Below are 617 nucleotides of genomic sequence, written 5' to 3'. Positions count from 1 at the left end.
CGATAAAGCGATCGTTGCCGTTGTAGTCCTGCGCCGGCGTATAGGTGTACTGCCCGGTCGCCCCGTCCAGCGTCAGGGTGCCGTGCTGTGGCTGTGTGCTTACGCTGTAGCGCAGCGTATCGCCATCCACATCGGTCGCCACAATCGTACCGCTCACCGGCGTATCTTCATCCGTGGCTATCGACTGGTCCGCCGTGACCGGGGCGTCGTTGACCGGGCGTACCCCGATACTCACCGTACTGGTGGTGGTGCCGCCGTTACCGTCCGATACCGTGACAATAAAGCGGTCATTGCCGTTAAAGTTGGCGCCCGGCGTATAGGTGTAGGCGCCGGTAGCACCATCCAGCGTCAGGGTGCCGTTAGCAGGTTGCGTGTTCACCGTATAGCTCAGGGTGTCGCCATCCACATCGGTCGCCCGGATGGTGCCGCCAACCGGCGTATCTTCCCGGGTGGTGATCGACTGATCCGCGCTCACCGGTGCGTCGTTGACCGGCCGTACCCCAATGCTCACCGTACTGGTCGTCGTCCCGCCGTTGCCGTCCGACACCGTGACGATAAAACGGTCATTGCCGTTAAAGTTGGCGCCCGGCGTATAGGTGTACGCCCCGGTGGTGCCA

The 617-nt window shown here is 62.7% G+C and carries 1 protein-coding gene; it reads right to left on the bottom strand.

What is annotated here, in order from left to right; genetic code table 11:
* On the bottom strand, positions 1 to 617 hold a 617-nt coding region (locus A6301_RS09500), incomplete at both ends, for an Ig-like domain-containing protein (RefSeq protein WP_255764527.1).

The organism is Pectobacterium sp. IFB5596 (assembly GCF_021432585.1).
GTDB classification, from domain to species: Bacteria; Pseudomonadota; Gammaproteobacteria; order Enterobacterales; family Enterobacteriaceae; genus Pectobacterium; species Pectobacterium punjabense.
The sequence above is the reverse complement of the archived record's forward strand: the minus strand, read 5'-3'. Positions and strand labels throughout refer to the sequence as shown.